Source organism: Cobetia sp. QF-1, from assembly GCF_002213105.1.
GTDB lineage: Bacteria > Pseudomonadota > Gammaproteobacteria > Pseudomonadales > Halomonadaceae > Cobetia > Cobetia crustatorum.
In genome coordinates, this window is record NZ_NBVS01000014.1 from 12,669 (window position 1) to 27,959 (window position 15,291).

Sequence of the window (15,291 nt, forward strand, 5' to 3'; positions counted from 1 at the left end):
ATGTATAATTCCCCGCTCTTTGTATTACCAGAAATTATCGAACTCGCAGTGAAGCTCGGCCGCGATGCGACGCCTGTCGTGTCGTCGAAGCTTCCTCACAAAGGTAAATGTTGTGCGACAAGACGTAACTCCTTCCAAACGGGGCGATAGTCTGGACCCCAGGGTCTTCATCCCTGCCGTACTGGTGATTCTGGCCTTCATTGGCCCTGTCATCATGTTCCCCGAGGCCAGCACCGCGTTGATCAACTCGGCCTTCGCCTTCGCGACTGGCAAGTTCGGTTGGCTGTATCTGGTCGCAGGTCTGAGCGTTGTCGTGTTCCTCATCTGGCTGGCGATGAGCCGCTACGGCAATGTGCGTCTCGGCGGGGCAGAGGATACGCCTGACTTCTCCTATTTCAGTTGGGTGGCGATGATCTTCACCTGCGGAATGGGGATCGCGATCGTCAACTGGGCCTGGGTCGAGCCGATCTACTACTACACCTCGCCCGCCTATCACGTGGTTGCCAAGAGTCGCGAAGCGGCCGAGTGGGCACTGGCCTTCGGTCAGTTCCACTGGGGGCTGACGCCGTGGGCCTTCTATTGCTTGCCTGCGCTGCCGATTGCCTACTCCATGTACGTCAAGAAGCGTGATGGGGTGCGTCTGTCCGTCGCCGCACGTGGCCTGCTGGGTCACCATGCCGATGGCGCCTGGGGCGTGCTGCTGGATTCCATCGTGGTATTCGGCATCGTTGGCGGTGTCGGGACATCGCTGGGCCTGGCCGTGCCGCTGGTGTCTCAGCTGGTCAGCGGCATTCTGGGTGTCGAAGCCAACTTCGGATTGGAAGTCGTGGTGCTGTGTATCTGGACGGCCATGTTCTCGGCCAGTGTCTGGTTCGGGTTGGCCAAGGGCATCAAAATTCTCTCTGACGTCAATGTGATACTGGCGATCTTCCTGCTGGCGTTCACCTTCATCGTGGGTGACTCGCAGTTCATGGTCGAAGGTTTCGTCAACAGCCTTGGCAAGACACTCGGCAATTTCATTCCGATGAGTCTGTGGACAGACCCGGCGGGTGATTCCACCTTCTGGAAGGATTGGACCGTCTTCTACTGGGCCTGGTGGATCGCCTATGCACCGATGGTAGGCCTGTTCGTGGCACGCATCTCCCGCGGGCGCACCATCCGTGAGCTGATCATCGCCGAGCTGGTATTCGGCTCACTGGGCACCTGGATCTTCTTCGCGGTATGGGGTGGCTACGCACTGGATCTGCAGATGAGTGGCGTGCTGGATATCAAGGCGCTGCTGGACAGTGGCGGTATCCCGCTGGCGGTGGAAGGCATCCTGAAGACATTGCCTTACGCCAAGGTCGTGACGATCGCCTTCATCCTGCTGTGCTTCATCTTCCTGGCGACCACGCTGGATAGCTCCGCTTACGTACTGGCATCTGTTACCTCGCGCAAGCTTTCCGGCTATCAGGAACCCAAGCGGTCTCTGCGTCTAGTTTGGGCATTCCTGATCGCAGCGGTAGGGGTATCATTGATTCAGCTGGGCGGCCTGCAGACAGTGCAGACCTCGACCATCGTCGTGGCACTGCCGATGATTCCGGTGCTGATGATCCTGGCGCTCTCGATGCTGCGCTGGCTCAAGAAGGATTTTCCCAAGGCTGAATTGAATCCCGTGCTGGTGATTGACGACATGCCTGCCTTCCGGCGCTCTGCCAAGAAGAAGGGACAAGCCAAGGATTGAGGGCTTACGTGTAGTGGCAAGACGGTGGTGAAGAAGCGGCTCCCTTTCGGGAGCCGCTTTTTTTATGTCGTCTGATTCTGGCGAATGACCGCCGTCATTCTGAGCCGTTTATGTGAAGTTGCCTGGTGTTTTTATGAAGTCGATAAGGTCGACGAGGTTGCTGAGCCGTCGCGCAGAGGTAGCGGTAACGTCGTCATGGCGTCAATTTTGTGTGTGTCACCACAGCCGCGTACTTCAATCAACAGGGCGGCAAGATGGCCGGGATGACAGTTGAGTCAAGCGGCTGCGTAAGCGCAACTCTGTGTTGTTTCCATACCTTTTGTTCGAACATGGCTTCAATATTGTCAATGCCTAATGAAGCAATAAATTGGTAAGTGTCCGTGGTTTTTTCTTCATAAAAAGCACTAGCACGTTGCCCAAGTTGCAACGTCATCGCTTTTTGCTATTCGATCGGTAGCTATTATTTATTTTTGCTATCGAGCTGGTGCACGAATACTTCAGCTCGTTAACCATGATTCCACGAGGAAGTCGCCTGATGCTGAACATTCGTTTTCCCCTCAAGACCATGACCGCCGTCATGGCGTTGGGTCTCTCTGCCAATGGCCTGGCGCAGGAAGAAGAGACACTGACGCGTTCCAACGGCGCGCCGGTCGGCAACAACCAGAACTCCCTCACTGCAGGCCCGAATGGCCCGACTCTCCTGCAGGACCACCATCTGCTTGAGAAGCTGGCGCATTTTGATCGTGAACGTATTCCGGAGCGTGTTGTACACGCCCGTGGCACCGGCGCTTATGGTGAATTCCGTGCCACTGAGGACCTGAGCGACCTTACCGTGGCAGCGCCGTTCCAGGACCAGGGCAAGGTCACGCCGGTCTTCGTGCGTTTTTCTGCGGTCATTCACAGTAAGCACTCACCAGAAACGCTACGTGATCCGCGTGGTTTTGCCGTCAAGTTCTATTCCGATCAAGGTAACTGGGACCTGGTGGGCAACAACTTCCCGGTCTTCTTCATCCGTGACGCCATCAAGTTCCCGGATATGGTGCACTCGCTGAAGCCGGACCCGCGTACCAACCTGCAGGATCCGAATCGCTTCTTCGACTTCTTCAGCCATATTCCCGAAAGCACCAACATGCTGACCTATGTCTATTCGCCGCTGGGGATTCCGACCAGCCTGCGTGAAATGAACGGCTCTGGCGTGCATGCCTTCAAGTTCGTCAATGCTGAAGGCGATTGGAAGTACGTCAAGTTCACCTGGAAGTCGCGTCAGGGTAACAACGGTATGTCGCCGGCACAGGCCGCCAAGGTGCAGTCCACCAACTTCAATCACCTGACGGATGATCTCTACACGCACCTGGATCAAGGCGATTTCCCGATCTGGGATCTGTATGTCCAGACCATTGAGCCGGACCAGCTCAACGACTTTGACTTCAATCCGCTGGATACCACCAAGATCTGGCCGGAAGATCTGGTCCCGGCTCGCAAGGTGGGTGAGCTTGAGCTGAACCGCGTGCCGGATAACTTCTTCCAGGAGACCGAGCAGGCAGCACTGGCACCCAGCAACATGATCCCAGGGATCGAACCGTCAGAAGACCGCATGCTGCAAGGGCGTCTGTTCTCCTATGCCGATACCCAGCGTTATCGTCTGGGCGTCAACCATATGCAGCTGCCGGTCAATGCTCCGCGCGTCGACGTCAAGAGCCACAACCAGAACGGTGCTGGTTACTCAGCCCCGCGCTCAGGGTCGGTCAACTATCAGCCGAGCCGCAACGCTGGCGGGCTGCAGGACAATCCGGTCTATGAATACAACCGCTATGCACTCAATGGCACCACTCAGCAGCAGCCGATCGACAAGCAGCAGAACTTCGCTCAGGCAGGCGAGCTGTATCGCTCCTTCTCCGAGCAGGATCAGACCTTCTTGATCGAAGCGCTGGCGGGTGACTTGGGCAAGGTCAAGAACGACGAGACCCGCAACATCATGGTCAGCCACTTCTACCAGGCGGATCACGAGTACGGCGAGCGTCTGGCCGAGAAGGTCAATGTCGACATGGACGACGTGGAAGCCTTGATAGAAGAGTGATGTCTTGTCACAGCGGACAAGACACGTTCTTGGAGTGAGTCAGAGGTCGGCAGAGGGCGAGTGTCCTTCTGCCGACTCTCCAGATGCGATATAGGAGACAGCAACATGTGGACAATGACGCGAAGAATGCCTCGTCAACCAGTACATCGAGGTGGCATGTCGATCTTGGCAGGACTGACGACGTGTCTATTGCTGGCGGTATCAGCAGCACCCGCAGCGGCGGCAAGTGACATCGATATCTTTGATGCCGCTCGTGAGGGCGACAATGCCGCCATTGAGCAGTATCACGCGGACGGCGGCGATATCTCGATCACCAATTCGCGCGGCTATACCCCCTTCATTCTGGCAGCCTACTACGGGCATACCGAGAGCTTGGCCGTGCTTCAGGAAGAAGGTGCTGACAGTTGTGCACTGGATGAGAAGGGCAGCAATGCCTTCATGGGCGTGGCATTTCGTGGCCATGATCAGACTGCCGAGTGGCTGCTGGGCAATACCGACTGTGATGTGAATCATCGCAATTACAGTGGCCAGACGGCACTGATGATGGCGTCATTGTTCGGTCGTGAGGCAATCATCAAGCAATTGCTGGTGGCTGGGGCTGATCCGCGAGTCGCCGACGTGCAGGGCAACACCGCCGAGTCATTGGCGGCTGCGCAAGGACTCTCGCGTGTCGTGACGCTGGTGAAGTTCAATCTCTAAGGTGCATGTCCCGCAGCTCGCAAAGGTGTATCAGCCTTGGGCTGAAATGTGCTGGGAAATCTGAGCCACTAGCCCCGGCAATTCGCGTGCATGGCGCATGCGCAGTGCCCCGGGAGGAGTTCCCAGGCCATCTTCGTGATGTGCGAAGTGGATCACATGCATACCCGCGTCTAGCCCTGCCTGCACGCCCACTATGGCGTCATCGATCACGACACAGCGAGAGGGTGAAAAGCCCATCTGCTCAGCTGCCAGACGATAGATGCGCGGGTCAGGCTTCCACACACCGAGCGTGTACGCACTGAAGATGTGGCCATCAAAGAAACGTGCCAGCCGAGTACTTTCCAATGCGAGTCGCACCTTGCGCTCCGGCCCGTTGGAAACCACGCCACAGGGATATCCCGATAGTGCCATGAGCGCTTCCGGGATGCCGGGCATCGAGGTCAACCGCACCTTCATGTGCTCTTCGAGCAAGGCGCGCATCTCGCTCTCCATCTGGCGTAGCGGCTCGGCTTCCATCTCGCCATGCACCGCTTCGAGAACACGCACAATGTTGAGGAAGCGAATGCCGCGAAACTCGTTCAGATATCGCTCGGTAGTGAAGGGCAAGCCATAGCGAGGCAGAGTGGAGACCATGGCATCAGCGAGCAAAACCTCGCTATCCACCAGAGTGCCATCAGAATCAAACAGCAGGCAGAGGTCGGCCATCACGCTCTCGTTATCGTATTCATGTCTGGACGGGGTGAGACCCTGACAGTATCAGTTTCTGTATGCTCTCGGCCATGCATTACTTCGCGGTAAATCACCTTGTCTAACGCGGTATTACGCTCTCTTGTCGATTCTATTCCTCGTCCGAGGAATTGCACATTGGTTGACATTGTCAACCATTTAGAGATAGTTGACTTATATCAACTATCTATCGAGTGCATCATGGCGACCCAGTCCCTCAACGAAGCGCTACATCAGCTGCTACATGCCTACAAGAGGCAGTTGCGCGCAGGCGTTATCAGGCATCAGATTCCGCTGTCCATCACGCACATACGTATGCTGAAAGGGATCTGCCGGATTCCCGACAGTACAGCAGGTACTTTCGTGCAGCGCATGGGGCAGGATAAGGCGCGGGTGACACGCATTATCAATGAGCTGATGAATGATGCGCTGGTTGAAAAGAGAGACAACCCGCATGACCGGCGCAGCCAGTTTCTGGTGCCCACTGACGCGGGGCTGAAGATGCTGGGTAGGATTGAGGCGCTAGAAGACGAGGCTGCTGCACGGATGACCGGGCAGCTCAGTGCCGAGGATATGGAGGCATTCATGCGCATCACCGCCATCATGACTCAGAACGCTGCTGATACTGCTGACAAGGAGAATGATGACCATGAGTAAGCCTGCCCCACGTGAGCTTGAAGTGATTCGTACCGAGAAGGTCACGCAGCATATGCTTCGCGTCACGCTTGGTGGTGATGGGCTTGTCGACTTCCCTCAGGATCAAGAAAGTGCCTATATCAAGCTGCTTTTCCCACGTGGCGAAGGGGAGCGTCCGCTGATGAGAACCTACACTATTCGCCATCAGCGTCCGGCGGAGATTGATGTCGATTTCGCGCTGCATGAGCACATGGGGCCGGCTTCTCTCTGGGCCACTAACGCTCAGCCCGGTAATCACATCTTGATTGGTGGCCCTGGCCCGAAGAAGTTGATCAACCACGCTGCAGACTGGTTCTTGCTAGCCGGTGACATGACGGCGTTACCCGCGATCAGTGTCAATCTTGCCGAGTTGCCGAAAGATGCCCGCGGTCACGCGGTGATTGAAGTGACGGATGATGCCGATATCCAGTTACTGGCGCATCCAGAGGGCGTTCAGTTGCACTGGGTGGTCAATCCGCATCCTGATCCGGACGGCACTCCATTACTTGAAAAGGTGAAATCACTGTCTTGGCAGGAGGGAGAGCTTGCTGTCTGGGCAGCATGTGAGTTTGGCAGCATGCGCGCGCTACGCCGCTTATTGAAAGAAGAGCACGAGATTCCCAAGTCGCATTTCTATGTCTCCAGTTATTGGAAAATAGGCCAGACCGAAGATGGCCACAAACTGGCCAAGCAACAGGACAATGAATCAGCAGAGGCTTGAGCGTTCTGTGCCGACTGACATGAAAAAGCCTGACACATCACTGTGTCAGGCTTTTTCATGGATGAGTCTTTATTGGTGCGATGCTATACGGGGTGAGCCTAGCCGGTAGAACTGGCTTTCTCGGCAGATGTCTTCTTGAGCTGTACCGGCTTGCGGATACCGAGGAAGTAGACAAACACCACAGTCAGTACCACGAAGAACAGGCTGTCTGGTGTGGTGATGAAAGTTATCGGGTTGCCGTTGGAAAGTGTCAGTGCACGGCGCAGGAACTCTTCCAGGTTCGGACCAAGAATGAAGCCAAGCAGAAGGGTAATGACAGGATAGTTGTGCTTGCGCATCAGGTAGGCCACAACGCCCATCACCAGCGTCATCATCATCTGGAAGACAGAATAGGTAGCGACGAAGCTTCCGACCACGGCCAATAGTGCGATAACTCCGTAGAGCACATCCTTGCGGATGGTGACGATACGCAGGAAGTACGGGCCCATCAGATAAAGTGTCAGTGGAATCAGTACCAGTGCGCTGAAGAGCAGCGACGCGAGCATGGGGGCAATCAGCCCTGACTGCGAGGCCATCAGTTGCGGCCCTGGCTGGATACCATTGATCACCAGTACACCAAGTACGATAGCCGTGACCGGATCCCCCGGAATACCGAAGGTCAGCATTGGCACCAGTGCACCACCGCAGACTGCATTGTTGGCGCTTTCAGCCGCCGCGATGCCCTGCGGATTGCCCTTGCCGAAGCTTTCCGGCTTCTTGGAGGTACGCACAGTTTCGACATAGGCGAGGAAGCCGCCCATGGAGCCACCCGCGCCGGGGAGGATGCCGACTAGATACCCGATCACCGTTGACTTCAGATAGCAGGCCACACCAATTTCACGAATTGCGCTTAGCGGTGGAATGAAGTCACGGCGCTTGAGTTGGGTACTGGACTTTAGCTGACGTCGAATATCGGCATCTTTCTTGCGATTACCTACCTGAATCAGCAGCTCACTGATAGCGAAGGTGCCAATGATGACCGGCATCAGATCGATCCCAGCCGTTAGCTCGCTGACACCGAAGGTGAAGCGGGCCAGCGGCTGCATGGCGTCCAGTCCTACTGTCGCGAGCATCAGGCCCAGGCACGCGGTAATCCCTGCTTTGCGGATATTGCCACGCTGCGCCACCACGATCACGATTAGTGCAAAGGCAATCAGCGAGAACTTGCCGGTGGTCTTGACCAGCAAAGAGGCTTCGGCAATGAAGGGGGCAAGTACGATGAGTAATAGCGCGCCGAGGCTACCGCCGATCATCGAGGCAAAAGAGGCATGCCCCAGTGCAAGCGCTCCCTGACCGCGCTGCTGCATCGGATAGCCTTCCAGTGCTGTCATCATCGAGGACGGTGCACCGGGAATATTGATGGTGGTCGCGGTAATGCTACCGCCGCACATGCCGGCCATATAGATACTGGCGCATGCCATCAATGCAGTGGTGACATCGAGGCTATAGGTCAGTGGCAAGAGCAGGGCGAGCGCCAGGGTGGCGGTCAGGCCTGGAATTGCCGAGAAGATGGTGCCGATCACGAAGCCTGCCACGACATAGAACAGGATGACCGGGTCGAGAAGTAGCGCAAAGCTTGAGAATACCTGAACGATGAAATCCATGACTTAGCTCCCGCTACCAAGCCCAAGGGCAGGCAGTTCAAGGGTGGGCAGATGAACATTGAAGAGCTGCTCGAAGAGTACATAGCCCAGTCCGGCAATCACGCAGGCGATCAACGCTTTGCTCATCCACTTCTGGCGCCCTGAGAACAGCAGCATGATGGCGTAGACATAGAGTGCAGATGACAGCAGATAACCGAGATGCGAGAAGGCTAGAATATAGAGTGCGGTCACCGTCATCAGACGCAGAGCGGGCGTGAACCAGCTCAGTACGCCAGTGGCTGGTATTTCCTTTTCTGCAGTCCCCGCTTCGGACTCATCTGTTGAGTCGGGCGCTGCATGATGTTCTTCAGCAGTTGTTGCGGGAGAGTGCAGAAGGCTTTGGCGTGAAGCACGATAATTGGCGATCAATTGTGCCAGGCACAGGACGCAGGCGATCAGACCGATGAGCAAGGGAAAGAATGATGGCGAGAGACGGCCATTCTCCATCGGCGATGCCAGTTGCAGTGCGCTGATGAGATAGAGCCCACTCAGTGCTGTCAGTGCTAGCGTCAGAGGTGTCGAGCCGCTGATCAGCCAATGGCGCGGCGGCGGCTGCGGGGCGGTGTGGTGCATGTCAGTAATCCTTACCGGTGCCCGACAGGTGTCGAACACCGGATAGCGATGGAGAGCGGAGAAGGTGCTGTAGCATTGCGGTATTCACGCCGGATCGAAGCATCCGTCATGCCACCGTGATTACAGTCCCAGTTCGTCCATTGCATTGAAGGTCTGCTGCTGATATTCCGCAATCCAGTCATTTACTTCATCGGACCCCAACCAGCTGGGCGTCACGCCAACACCCGTAATCCATTTCTGGAATTCCGGTGTTTCGTAGGCGCTATGGTAGGCATTCTCCAGCGTGCTGATCACATCATCAGGCGTGCCCTTGGGCACGGCCAACACGATGAAACTCCCGGTTTCGAGATCGCCACCCAGCTTGCTCAGCGGTGGAACATCCGGATAGGCGGGATTCTGCTCGGAGGAGAGTTCAACGACACCGAGTGCATCGCCAGAGTCCAGGATGCCCGAGAAGTCGCCGAGACTAGAGATGGCACCGTCAATCTCACCCGAGAGCAGTGCTTCGGACTCAGCAGTTGAGGAGCCCGGATAGGTGATGACGTTAAAGGTGACGCCGGTCGCGGCTTCCAAGCGACGCACGGCCAGGAACGGGCCCGAGCCCTGTGGTGCAACACCAATCCGCACTGTGCCCGGATTTTCACGGGCCGCCTCGATGAGCTGCTCATAGCTCTCATAGCCTGACCGCTTCGAGACTACGATGGCATCGGCTTCCTTGGTGATGCGTGCGAAGGGAATCATGCGATCCAGCGAATAGCCTGGTACCAGATTGCCGCGAGGCAAGGTGATGACGCTGTCGTAAGTCATGACGCCGACAGTATGCCCATCCGGGCGCGCCTTGCTTAGCTGCATCAAGCCGGATGCCGTGATCGCACCGCCAATATTCTCGACGTAGATCGATTTCGGAAGGTCCTGCTCCGCCAGATTACTGATCTTGCGGCTGATGGCATCTGCCCCACCGCCGGCCGGCCACGGCACGATCAGACGGATATCACGAACCGGATAGTCAGCCTGCACCGTGGTGCTGACGAAGGGCGTCGCGAACATCAATCCTGACAGTGCCAGCGGGGCAAGCAGGGCGATGAGTGGACGAGATGCTGTTGCTTTGGCGACGCGATTCTTGCGGGCGGTATGGGTCATGGCGTGACTCCGGACATTGTTATGGTTGTAGTCGAGTGGCGTTTCTGACGAGGCCTTCGTTATCAAGGAGCGGTCATTGAGAGAAGCGTGCGGACGACACACTAGCGATGTCTGTCGTCCGCAGTGGCAATTCTCGAGATGCTTACTGTTGTTTGGCTGCCATATGGCGTTCGAACTCGGCACGCGCTTCATCTGTCGGCGGATATAGGCCGATGACGGGAGTGCCAGTACGCACTTTTTCCAGCACGTAATCTTCAAAGTCTTCCATCTGACTGGCTTCTTCAGCGATCTCGTCAGCCAGTTCCAGCGGCACGACCATGACGCCATCAGCATCGCCTACCATTACATCGCCCGGGAAGACTGGCACGCCACCGCAGCCGATGGGCACTTGGAGTTCGACGGCATGATGCTTGGTCAGGTTAGTCGGGGCACTGGGCTTGGCGCAGAAGATCGGTAGGTTCATTGCCGCGGCAGCGGCGGAGTCACGGATACCGGCATCAGACACGAAGCCAGCACACTGACGGTACTCAAGGCGCGTCAGCAGAATGCTGCCTGCACTGGCGGCAGAAGCATCCTGACGGCAATCGGACACCATGACATGGCCAGCGGGTACGGTTTCAACTGCGAGGCGCTGAGGATGCTTCGGGTCACGGAAGGCAGCAACGGTATCGATGTCTTCACGCGCCGGGATGTAACGCAGTGTGAAGGCCTGGCCGACCATGTGTGTTTCCTTGCTGTTCATCTGCACAGCATTTTGAATAAAGGTATTACGCAGCCCGCGCTTGAACAGCAGGGTGTGCAGTGATGCGGTGGATGCACGCATCAGGCGTTCACGCGTTAGAGATGAGAGCTCGGCGTAGCTGGCGTGATCTGTCGAGGTAATCGCGGTCATATGGCGTCCGTCATGTTCTGGGTGAGGGTGATGCTGATGAGCAACAGGTGATGGCATCAGTGCTTTCCGGACTCACTATAGGACTGAATGACAGACCAATCAAACAAATATTGACAACTTTGACTCCACAAAATGTCTCTACGACCAAGGTCTCTTCCATGGGAGGTGCTTGTCCGATAAGTCGCCTTATCATCTTGTCTATATAAGGATTATGCGCATTTTTGTGCCAACGATACTGTCAGGAAGTCCATCGTTCGAGCTACCAAGTCACGTCAGCGACATAGGTCGCATGGCAAGAATTGCGATAAGTTGTCATCTTTTGTTGCGGCGCAATGGGAAGTGTCTATACCGCCAATGTGCCCTCACGAACGACTCAGGCTATTTACCAGGCTGCAGGAGATGACATGGAAGCGACATGGCGCTGGTTTGGTCCCAATGACCCCATCAGTCTTGAAGAGATTCGACAGACCGGTGCGACCGGTATCGTCACCGCGTTGCACGAGATTCCCAATGGGGACGTGTGGCCCATTGACGCTATCCGCGAGCGCAAGGCGCAGATTGAAGCGGCTGGCCTGCGCTGGTCGGTGGTCGAAAGCATTCCCGTGCATGAAAGCATCAAGCAGGCTGCTCCCGGACATGAGCGCCATATCGAGAACTATCAGCAGTCGCTTCGTCATCTAGCGGAATGTGGTATCGATACGGTGTGCTACAACTTCATGCCGGTGCTGGATTGGACACGGACGGACCTTGCCTGGCACTTGCCAGAAGGGGGGACCGCGCTGCGCTTTGATCAGGTGGCATTTGCCGCGTTTGATCTCTACCTGCTGGAGCGCCCCAGGGCTGAGAAGGACTACGGGGAAGATGAGCGTCAGGCCGCGCGCGCGCATCTTGATGCATTGGATGCCAAAAGCCGTGAGACACTCATCCGCACTATCATCGCTGGGTTGCCAGGGGCAGAAGAGGGCTACAGCTTGGCCGAGTTCCGGGCCGCGCTGGCGGCCTATGACGGTATCGATGCCGCGCGCTTGCGCCAGCATCTGGCCACCTTTCTCAAGGCCATCGTACCGGTGGCTGAGGAGGTGGGCGTACGGCTTGCCATTCATCCGGATGATCCGCCACGGCCGATGTTTGGCCTCCCACGCGTGGTGTCGAGCATGGTCGATGCCGACTGGTTGCTGGGAGTGGTACCAAGTCCCGCCAATGGCTTGACCTTCTGTACGGGGTCCTACGGCGCCAATCCCGACATTGATCTGTGCGTGATGGCGCGCCGCTTCGCACCGCACATCCACTTTGCACATCTGCGGGCCACAGGGCGTGATAGTGAGGATAAGCGCTCCTTCCATGAGGCTGAACACCTTGCAGGTGATCTGGACATGGTCGGTATTATCAGCGTATTGGTCGCCGAGGAGCGTCGGCGTACCGCCGCGGGTGGTGCTGCACTCCCGATGCGCCCGGATCACGGTCATCATATCCTCGATGATGCTCACCGCGAGACGCGGCCGGGGTATCCGCTCTATGGGCGTATGAAGGGGCTGGCTGAGTTACGGGGCCTTGAAATGGCCGTACGTCAGCTGAGCTGATGCCAGTAACGGTGTGTCAAGAAAAGGCCTCGTCATCGTCTCGATGATGGGGCATTGGCATGTCGAGTGAGCGGGACAATCGTTCAATGATCGCAGGCAGCTCACTGGCATGATGCATGCTGATGGCGCCGGACGGTGTCTGTTCATGCTCGGGGAAGTGATTGAAATGGATGACGTGCATACCGGCTTCCAGGCCTGCCTGGACGCCAACTGCGGCGTCATCAATCACTACGCATTGCTCCAATGGATAGCCCATCTGACGAGCGGCTGCTTGATAGATTCGCGGGTCAGGCTTCCAAAGCTTGAGTGTGTAGGCGCTGAATAGGTTGTCGCCGAAGAATTCCGCCAGTCCACTGCTCTGCATGGCACAGCGCACCTTGCGCTCCGGGCCGTTGGAAACGACGGCACAGTCATGGTCTCTGAGGGCGATCAGGGCATCACGCATGCCTGGCATCGGCAGTAATTGCGCTCGCATGCGGACCTCCATCTTCGCCCGCAACGAACTCTCCGCCTCCTCCAGTGCGTCGGGTGCCAGCGCACCATATGCTTGCTCAAGCGTGTTGACGATGGTCAGAAAGCGTACGCCACGAAACTCCCGCATATAGCGCAGCGCCGTGAAAGGGAGGCCGTGATGCGATAGCACCTCGGCCATTACCTCGGCGAGCAGGATTTCACTGTCAACCAAGGTGCCATCAGAATCGAACAGAAGACATAGCGGCGGCATGAGCGGGGCTCCGATAGCCAAACACCGACATGCAGGGCACGTCGGCGCTAAGTGATGACAAGCGTAATGTCTGATCACCAGCGCATCATTTCAGCGTCTGGTCAGACCTTGATTGATTCATGTGCGTCTTTATTACACAAAATCAGGTGCAATCAGGCGCGGAATGGCCAGTATCAGGTCCGGGAAGAAGATCAGCAGTACGATGACGGCCAACATCACGCCCAGATACAGCATGGTGGTCGCCATGGCCTTGAGCAGCGGAATACCGCCGATCTTGGCCGAGATCATCAGGCATAACCCGTAAGGCGGCGTGATCAAACCGAGCCCGAGTGCCATGACGCCAATCACGCCAAATTGTACCGGGTGAACGCCAGCCGCCATTGCGAGCGGATAGAAGATGGGAGCCATGATCGCCATCGCCGGTAGGGCATCCATGAAGGTGCCGATCACCAGTAATACGATGGTCATCACGATCAACAAAACCGTTGGGTCAGTGATGCTGACACCCGCCATCAGCTTGGGTGGAATCTGGTAGAAGCTGATCAGATAACCGAAGATTGCTGCACCGACGAGGCTGAATAGCGAGAGTGAGCACAACCTTACCGTGTCGGTAGAGGCGGTCAGCAGCTTGGCCATGTCCAGCTCACGATAGATGACGAAGCCGAGTACCAGCGCATAGATGACCGCGATGACGGCAGCTTCGGTTGGCGTCACGATACCCAACGTAATACCGCCAATGATCACCAGCGGAATTCCTGATGCCAGCACGCCATCCTTGCTGGAACTCATCAGTTCACTGAAAGAGGCGCGCTTGCGTACCGGCACGTTATAGCGGCGGACATAGCGCATGTTGAGCATCAGCTGCGCGACACCAATCATGATGCCGGGCAAGATGCCGCCGAGAAACAGTCCGGCAATTGAAGTGTTGGTCAGTGCGCCCCACACGATCATGTTGATCGAAGGCGGAATGATCGTGCCCATTACCGAGGAGGCCGCGGTAACCGCCACGGCAAAGCTGACCGGATATCCCTCACGTTTCATGGCGGGAATCAATACGGTACCCACGCCTGCGCTATCGGCGGTAGAAGAGCCCGATACCCCGGCAAACAGCATGCTGACCAGCACGTTGACGTGGGCCAGTGCACCTCGGAAATGGCCGACCAGCCGCATGCACAGCGTAATCAGACGATCAGTGATACGCGCGGCATTCATCAAGTTACCCGCGAGCAGGAAGAGCGGTACGGCCAGCAGTACAAAGGAATCCATGCCGTTGTACATGCGTTGGAACATGATCCAGTAGGTCAGGCGTGGGTCGAGGAGGATCAGGGTGGTGGCGGTCAGCACCAGCGCCATGGCAATCGGTATACCGATCACGATCAACACTCCCAGCACGCCAAACAGCAGCCAGGGCATCAGGAATAGCCAGTCCATGGGCATCATGACAGGGGTCTCTTGGCAGAGGTGGATAGCGTGTCATTGGCGACAGGCGTAGCCAGTGCATCGGGTAGCAGATCAGTGTCCTCGATGCTCGGTAGTTCTTCGGCTTCATTGGGCGTGTTGAGCGCCTTTTCCATGGCATTCATGCCGTAGAGGCAGGCATGCAATAGTCGCTGCAGGCTGAACAGCACGATGAAGACGCCGCTGACGGCAAACACCGAATAGACGTAGATCATCGACAGGCCTGATGCCATGGCATTACGCCTGAGGCCAGAGAGCGCGAAGTCCTTGCCGTGTACGATGAACAGCACGCCTAGCAGTAGGCAGGCCAGATCACGAATCCAGCGTGTGACCAGGTCGGCACGACTGCCACGCGGGAAGGCTTCCAATACGAAGTGGTCGGCGTGAAGGACGCCAACGGCGGTGCCCAGCATCACCATCCACTGAAAGGCAAAGCGACTGAATTCCTCGGTCCAGAACAGTCGCGGCAGAAACGCCAGATTACGGCTGGAAATCTGGTAGATGATGAAGGCAATGAAGCTTGCCAGCAGCGCCAGCAGCACCAGGTAAAGCAAGCGCTCGAGTGTCTTGTTCAGGCCGTCGAGCGCTGAGAGCACATGTGTCATGGCACTGTCCTCAAGA

General features: G+C 56.8%; 15 protein-coding genes. 6 read left to right on the forward strand and 9 right to left on the reverse strand.

Translation table 11 applies throughout. From position 1 onward, the window contains the following. Positions 1-112: 112 nt before the first annotated feature. Positions 113-1,723: a BCCT family transporter gene (locus CFN46_RS16865; RefSeq protein ID WP_217897853.1), complete on the forward strand. Its 1,611-nt coding sequence runs from the start codon at positions 113-115 to the stop codon at positions 1,721-1,723. 238 nt (positions 1,724-1,961) lie between these two features. Here CFN46_RS16865 and CFN46_RS17500 read toward each other — a convergent pair whose 3' ends face one another. Continuing rightward, positions 1,962-2,156, reverse strand: coding sequence for a hypothetical protein (locus CFN46_RS17500; RefSeq protein WP_141103680.1), 195 nt, complete (start codon positions 2,154-2,156; stop codon positions 1,962-1,964). Positions 2,157-2,258: 102 nt separating this feature from the next. Here CFN46_RS17500 and CFN46_RS16870 point away from each other — a divergent pair, with 102 nt between their 5' ends. After that, entirely contained in the window at positions 2,259-3,800 is a 1,542-nt protein-coding gene (locus CFN46_RS16870; RefSeq protein WP_088744206.1) for a catalase, read from the forward strand. Between the two features lie 156 nt (positions 3,801-3,956). Further along, a complete protein-coding gene (locus tag CFN46_RS16875) occupies positions 3,957-4,499 on the forward strand; it encodes an ankyrin repeat domain-containing protein (RefSeq protein WP_088744207.1) in 543 nt (180 codons plus the stop codon). A gap of 30 nt (positions 4,500-4,529) precedes the next feature. Here CFN46_RS16875 and CFN46_RS16880 read toward each other — a convergent pair whose 3' ends face one another. Continuing rightward, on the reverse strand, positions 4,530-5,204 hold the full coding sequence (locus CFN46_RS16880; RefSeq protein ID WP_088744208.1) for an HAD family phosphatase: 675 nt from the start codon (positions 5,202-5,204) through the stop codon (positions 4,530-4,532). 159 nt (positions 5,205-5,363) lie between these two features. Here CFN46_RS16880 and CFN46_RS16885 point away from each other — a divergent pair, with 159 nt between their 5' ends. Both CFN46_RS16885 and CFN46_RS16890 read left to right on the forward strand, forming a co-directional pair. Then, on the forward strand, positions 5,364-5,882 hold the full coding sequence (locus CFN46_RS16885) for a MarR family winged helix-turn-helix transcriptional regulator (protein ID WP_217897854.1): 519 nt from the start codon (positions 5,364-5,366) through the stop codon (positions 5,880-5,882). Further along, positions 5,875-6,621, forward strand: a complete 747-nt coding sequence (locus CFN46_RS16890) for a siderophore-interacting protein (RefSeq protein WP_088744228.1) — start codon at positions 5,875-5,877, stop codon at positions 6,619-6,621. Before CFN46_RS16885 ends, CFN46_RS16890 begins: the two co-directional genes overlap by 8 nt. Before the next feature lie 98 nt (positions 6,622-6,719). On the opposite strand, the gene CFN46_RS16895 is transcribed toward CFN46_RS16890, so the two are convergent. The 4 genes from CFN46_RS16895 to CFN46_RS16910 form a co-directional block, all read right to left on the reverse strand. Continuing rightward, a complete protein-coding gene (locus CFN46_RS16895; protein WP_088744210.1) occupies positions 6,720-8,264 on the reverse strand; it encodes a tripartite tricarboxylate transporter permease in 1,545 nt (514 codons plus the stop codon). A gap of 3 nt (positions 8,265-8,267) precedes the next feature. After that, a complete protein-coding gene (locus CFN46_RS16900; RefSeq protein ID WP_088744211.1) occupies positions 8,268-8,876 on the reverse strand; it encodes a tripartite tricarboxylate transporter TctB family protein in 609 nt (202 codons plus the stop codon). A 120-nt stretch (positions 8,877-8,996) separates the two neighbouring features. After that, the gene (locus CFN46_RS16905) at positions 8,997-10,016 is read right to left on the reverse strand and encodes a tripartite tricarboxylate transporter substrate binding protein (protein WP_254918529.1); all 1,020 of its coding nucleotides are present in this window, start codon (positions 10,014-10,016) and stop codon (positions 8,997-8,999) included. A gap of 142 nt (positions 10,017-10,158) precedes the next feature. Next, the gene (locus tag CFN46_RS16910; RefSeq protein WP_088744212.1) at positions 10,159-10,908 is read right to left on the reverse strand and encodes a ribonuclease activity regulator RraA; all 750 of its coding nucleotides are present in this window, start codon (positions 10,906-10,908) and stop codon (positions 10,159-10,161) included. Positions 10,909-11,312: 404 nt separating this feature from the next. Here CFN46_RS16910 and uxuA point away from each other — a divergent pair, with 404 nt between their 5' ends. Next, positions 11,313-12,488, forward strand: a complete 1,176-nt coding sequence (uxuA, locus tag CFN46_RS16915; RefSeq protein ID WP_088744213.1) for a mannonate dehydratase — start codon at positions 11,313-11,315, stop codon at positions 12,486-12,488. Between the two features lie 16 nt (positions 12,489-12,504). On the opposite strand, the gene CFN46_RS16920 is transcribed toward uxuA, so the two are convergent. The 3 genes from CFN46_RS16920 to CFN46_RS16930 all read right to left on the reverse strand — a co-directional run bounded on the left by CFN46_RS16920 (position 12,505) and on the right by CFN46_RS16930 (position 15,275). Further along, positions 12,505-13,212, reverse strand: coding sequence for an HAD family phosphatase (locus CFN46_RS16920; protein ID WP_088744214.1), 708 nt, complete (start codon positions 13,210-13,212; stop codon positions 12,505-12,507). 132 nt (positions 13,213-13,344) lie between these two features. After that, complete coding sequence (locus CFN46_RS16925) at positions 13,345-14,652, reverse strand: TRAP transporter large permease (RefSeq protein WP_088744215.1); 1,308 nt, start codon at positions 14,650-14,652, stop codon at positions 13,345-13,347. After that, positions 14,649-15,275 (reverse strand): TRAP transporter small permease, encoded by a 627-nt coding sequence (locus tag CFN46_RS16930; RefSeq protein WP_088744216.1) that lies wholly within the window; start codon positions 15,273-15,275, stop codon positions 14,649-14,651. The genes CFN46_RS16925 and CFN46_RS16930 overlap by 4 nt, the downstream gene beginning before the upstream one ends. Positions 15,276-15,291: the final 16 nt, after the last annotated feature.

Coding starts and splice junctions, on each gene's coding strand:
- CFN46_RS17500 (WP_141103680.1), bottom strand. CDS start 2,156: ATGACGTTGCAACTTGGGCAACGTGCTAGTGCTTTTTATGAAGAAAAA.
- CFN46_RS16870 (WP_088744206.1), top strand. CDS start 2,259: ATGCTGAACATTCGTTTTCCCCTCAAGACCATGACCGCCGTCATGGCG.
- CFN46_RS16875 (WP_088744207.1), top strand. CDS start 3,957: ATGTCGATCTTGGCAGGACTGACGACGTGTCTATTGCTGGCGGTATCA.
- CFN46_RS16880 (WP_088744208.1), bottom strand. CDS start 5,204: ATGGCCGACCTCTGCCTGCTGTTTGATTCTGATGGCACTCTGGTGGAT.
- CFN46_RS16890 (WP_088744228.1), top strand. CDS start 5,875: ATGAGTAAGCCTGCCCCACGTGAGCTTGAAGTGATTCGTACCGAGAAG.
- CFN46_RS16895 (WP_088744210.1), bottom strand. CDS start 8,264: ATGGATTTCATCGTTCAGGTATTCTCAAGCTTTGCGCTACTTCTCGAC.
- CFN46_RS16900 (WP_088744211.1), bottom strand. CDS start 8,876: ATGCACCACACCGCCCCGCAGCCGCCGCCGCGCCATTGGCTGATCAGC.
- CFN46_RS16905 (WP_254918529.1), bottom strand. CDS start 10,016: ATGACCCATACCGCCCGCAAGAATCGCGTCGCCAAAGCAACAGCATCT.
- CFN46_RS16910 (WP_088744212.1), bottom strand. CDS start 10,908: ATGACCGCGATTACCTCGACAGATCACGCCAGCTACGCCGAGCTCTCA.
- uxuA (WP_088744213.1), top strand. CDS start 11,313: ATGGAAGCGACATGGCGCTGGTTTGGTCCCAATGACCCCATCAGTCTT.
- CFN46_RS16920 (WP_088744214.1), bottom strand. CDS start 13,212: ATGCCGCCGCTATGTCTTCTGTTCGATTCTGATGGCACCTTGGTTGAC.
- CFN46_RS16925 (WP_088744215.1), bottom strand. CDS start 14,652: ATGATGCCCATGGACTGGCTATTCCTGATGCCCTGGCTGCTGTTTGGC.
- CFN46_RS16930 (WP_088744216.1), bottom strand. CDS start 15,275: ATGACACATGTGCTCTCAGCGCTCGACGGCCTGAACAAGACACTCGAG.